The organism is Streptomyces sp. CAI-85 (assembly GCF_013363615.1).
GTDB classification, from domain to species: domain Bacteria; phylum Actinomycetota; class Actinomycetes; order Streptomycetales; family Streptomycetaceae; genus Streptomyces; species Streptomyces antibioticus_B.
The window spans coordinates 1-3,574 of sequence record NZ_JAANNX010000141.1 but is presented as its reverse complement, the minus strand read 5'-3'; the positions used below and the strand labels follow the sequence as shown (position 1 = coordinate 3,574).

3 protein-coding genes are annotated in these 3,574 nt (G+C 71.4%); 1 reads left to right on the top strand and 2 read right to left on the bottom strand.

The window, feature by feature from the left end; all coding sequences use genetic code 11:
* Nucleotides 1-284 precede the first annotated feature (284 nt).
* Complete coding sequence (locus G6W55_RS37085; RefSeq protein ID WP_254876591.1) at nt 285-1,241, bottom strand: glycosyltransferase family 2 protein; 957 nt, start codon at nt 1,239-1,241, stop codon at nt 285-287.
* A 190-nt stretch (nt 1,242-1,431) separates the two neighbouring features.
* Here G6W55_RS37085 and G6W55_RS37080 point away from each other — a divergent pair, with 190 nt between their 5' ends.
* On the top strand, nt 1,432-2,727 hold the full coding sequence (locus G6W55_RS37080) for a glycosyltransferase family 39 protein (protein WP_175524994.1): 1,296 nt from the start codon (nt 1,432-1,434) through the stop codon (nt 2,725-2,727).
* A 55-nt stretch (nt 2,728-2,782) separates the two neighbouring features.
* On the opposite strand, the gene G6W55_RS37075 is transcribed toward G6W55_RS37080, so the two are convergent.
* The gene (locus tag G6W55_RS37075) at nt 2,783-3,313 is read right to left on the bottom strand and encodes a DUF1707 and DUF4190 domain-containing protein (RefSeq protein WP_375372510.1); all 531 of its coding nucleotides are present in this window, start codon (nt 3,311-3,313) and stop codon (nt 2,783-2,785) included.
* Nucleotides 3,314-3,574 lie beyond the last annotated feature (261 nt).

The following is a 3,574-nucleotide window of genomic DNA, read 5'->3' as shown; positions in this document are numbered from 1 at the left end:
CCTTACGGACCAGCTGCTGGATCGTAGGCACTACTTCTCCGGTTTCTGTGTGCCGATGTGTACAGCTAACCTGGAACGTCTCCGACCCACGCGGTCGGGTGTGTCGAATCCCGCGGACTTCCGCCGCGAGGCAGAAAGAGGCGCAGATTGCGGTGGCCGCACGCGGCCCCGGTGCGGTGGGAAGGCACGCACGAGGGCCAGGGCACACCCCAGGCACAAGGTCTGAGCGTACCCAGCGCAACCACTCCGGTCAAAACAAAGGCAGTGCTCCCGACACACCGCGGTCACGTTCGGGGGCGCGAGGGCCCTTGTGATACGGGGCTCGTGGCCCCCTCGGGACGCTCCACGGCTGTGTCATGTCCCACGAAATACGTCGGCCGGTTCTGCACCGCCGTGTAGATGCGGCCGACGTACTCGCCGAGCAGCCCCACGCAGACGAGCTGCACCGCCCCGATGAACAGCACCCCGGTGAACAGGGAGGTCCAGCCGGGGACCGTGTGGTCGAAGGCGTGCGCGCTCAGTGTGTAGACCATCAGCCCCAGGCAGACCAGGAAGGCGAAGCCGCCCAGCCAGGTCGCCACCCGCAGCGGCGCCGCCGAGAACCCGGTGACGCTGTCCACGGCGAGCCGGATCATCCGGCCGAGCGGATACTTGCTCTGGCCGGCCGGGCGCGGGGCGCGCTCGTACGTCACCTCGCCGCTGGGGAAGCCCAGCCAGGGCACCAGGAGCCGGTAGACCCGCTGCTGGTCGGGCAGCGCCTTCAGGGCGTCCACGGCGGCCCTGCTGAGCAGCCGGAAGTCCCCGGCCTGGGCGGGCACCGACGGCCCGGCGAGGCGCCGCACCAGCCGGTAGTACAGGCCGGCCGTCCACCGCTTGAAACCGGTGTCGCTGGCCCGGTCGGCCCGGATGCCGTAGACGATGTCCAGCCCGTCCTTCCGGGCCAGCTCCAGCATCTCGGGGATCTTCTCGGGCGGGTCCTGGAGGTCGGCGTCGATGCTGACCACATAGGCGCCCCGCGCGCGGTCCAGACCGGCGGTGAGGGCGGCCTGGTGGCCGGAGTTGCGGCGCAGGCCGATGATCCGCAGCTCGGGCCAGCCCAGCCGGAACGCGGCGAGCAGCTCGGCGGTGCGGTCGGTGCTGCCGTCGTCGACGGCGATCACCTCGTAGGCGACGCCGAGGCCGGCGAGGGCCGGGCGCAGCCTGGTGACCAGGGCGGGCAGGACCTCTTCCTCGTTGAACATCGGTATGACGACCGACAAGACGGTCGCCGCCGCCACGGTGTCCGGCTCTTCGGGCACCCGTCCTCCCCCACGCTGATGCGCACATGTGCGACTCTGTTGCGATCTTATGACCACACTTCACGACCATCCGGGCAGCGGTTCGGCTCCGTCCCCCGCACGCCGGCCCGTCGTCCGAGGGGGGACCCCAGCCATGAGCACGGCCCGCAGCGACACGGCGACGGACTCGCCCCCGCCCGACGAGCCCGGCCCCACCGGCGGGCAGCCGAAGCGGCCGCCGGTGTTCCGCCGTCTCGCGATTCCGGAAGGTCTACGACCGTACCGCGCCCCCCTGCTCCTCTACGGTGTGACGAAGCTCGTAGGGCTCGCCGTTTTCGCCTGGTTGCTGGAGTGGGCCGACGACTTCCACAAGAAGGAGCCGCGCTTCGGCGGCGGCGCGCACTGGTGGGACGTCCTCGGCACCTGGGACGGCTGGTGGTACCTCCAGGTCGCGGAGAAGGGCTACGACCCCAAGCCGCTGCAACCCCTCGGTCCCGGTGGCCTGTTCACGGTCAAACAGGACTCGGTCGCGTTCTTCCCCCTGTACCCGGGGCTGATCCGGGGCGTGTCGGAAATCACCGGCCTCGGGCTCTTCGGCTCCGGGATCCTGATCTCCGTCCTGGCGTCCTTCGTGGCCGCCGCCGGCATCTACGCCGTCGTCTCGACGCTCGCCGGGGTCCGGGCCGGGACGATCGCGGCCGGGCTGTGGGCCGTGGTGCCCGGGGCGGGCGTGGAGTGGGCGGTCTACTCCGAGTCCCTGTTCGTGGCCGTCGCCGCCTGGTGCTGCTACTGCGTGATGAAGCACCGCTGGGTGGCGGCGGGGCTGCTCGCCTTCCTCGCCGGGCTCAACCGGCCGACGTCCGCCGCGCTCATCGGCGCCGTGGGGCTCGCCGCGCTCGTGACGCTGGCCCGCAAGGAGACACGGCGCGAACACGGCGTCGCCGGGCCCGTGTACGCGATGATCGCGGCGCCGCTCGGCCTGCTCACCTACGTGACCTGGGTGGGGCTCAGCATGGGCGACCTCACCGCGTACTTCACGCTCCAGCGCGAGGGCTGGGCGCACTACTTCGACTACGGCGCCTACACGCTGGACGTACTGGGCAACATCGCGGTCGGCCACAACGACTATCTGTTCGCCTTCTCCACGCCCGACCTGATCGCCGTACAGATCGTGCTGGCGCTGCCCTTCCTGATCGCGCTGATGCTGCGCAAGAAGCCCCCGCTGGTGCTGGTCGCGTACACCCTGGCGTCGATCGTGACGGTGCTGGGGACCCAGCAGATGTTCGGCAACACCGGCCGCTATCTGCTGCCCGCGTTCCCCCTGCTGCTGGCCCCCGCGGCGGCCCTCGGCCGGCTGAAGTGGCCGAGCCTCACGGTGTTCTTCACGACGGCGGCGCTGGCGTCCGGCTGGTACGCGCACTACGTGATCTTCGAACTCGGCATCCCGTAGAACCGCCTGCCCCGGCCGCTCCCCCGGTCACTCCCGGCCGGGCCCGCCGTCGCGCTCAGGAGCCCGAGGCGACCGCCAGGAGCATGATCGCCAGGAAGAAGGCCCAGCCCGCTATCGAGATCCAGCCGAGGACGAGCCCGGCGATCGCGAGGCCGTCGCCGCCCTCGCCGGTGCGGCGGATCTCACCGCGGGCCGTGTGCCCGAGGATCACCGCCGGGATGCCGGTGACACCGAGGGTCATGGTGGTGAGGACACCGCAGATCAGGGCGCCCACCGCCTTGCCGTTGGTGGGCGGCGGGGCCGGCAGGAAGGTGCGGGGCACGCCGTACGCCGTCGGCTGCGGGAAGTGCTGCTGCTGGACGGCGGACGGGCCCTGCGGCAGGTCCGCGACGAGCAGGGACAGCTCGGCCACGGTCCGCGCCTCGTAGGCCCGCTGGACGCGGCGCTCGAACTCGGTCTGCGGCAGGCGCCCCTCGGCGAAACCCGCTCTGAGCACATCGACGGCGCGCTCGCGGTCCGCGTGGGCGGCCAGCATCGACGGACCGCTCTGCCCCTGCCACGGCTGCCACGGCGACGGATACGACACGGACACCTCCCCCGCTGAACGCGAATGCCTTCATTGTTCTCCTACGCTCGGCGCCGCGCGATGGTTCCCGGGGACATCCGCCGACACGTCCCACGACGCCCGGACACGCCGAAGGGCGGTCACCCCGACCGGGGTGACCGCCCTCCTGTGCCTCAGCGCGCGGTGCTCAGTGGTTCAAGCCCGCCCGGCGCCTCGACGGACGCCTCACTGGTTGTACGGACCGTAGTCGTAGTCCTCCAGCGGAACGGCCTGGCCGGAGCC

Coding starts and splice junctions, on each gene's coding strand:
- G6W55_RS37080 (WP_175524994.1), top strand. CDS start 1,432: ATGAGCACGGCCCGCAGCGACACGGCGACGGACTCGCCCCCGCCCGAC.
- G6W55_RS37085 (WP_254876591.1), bottom strand. CDS start 1,241: ATGTTCAACGAGGAAGAGGTCCTGCCCGCCCTGGTCACCAGGCTGCGC.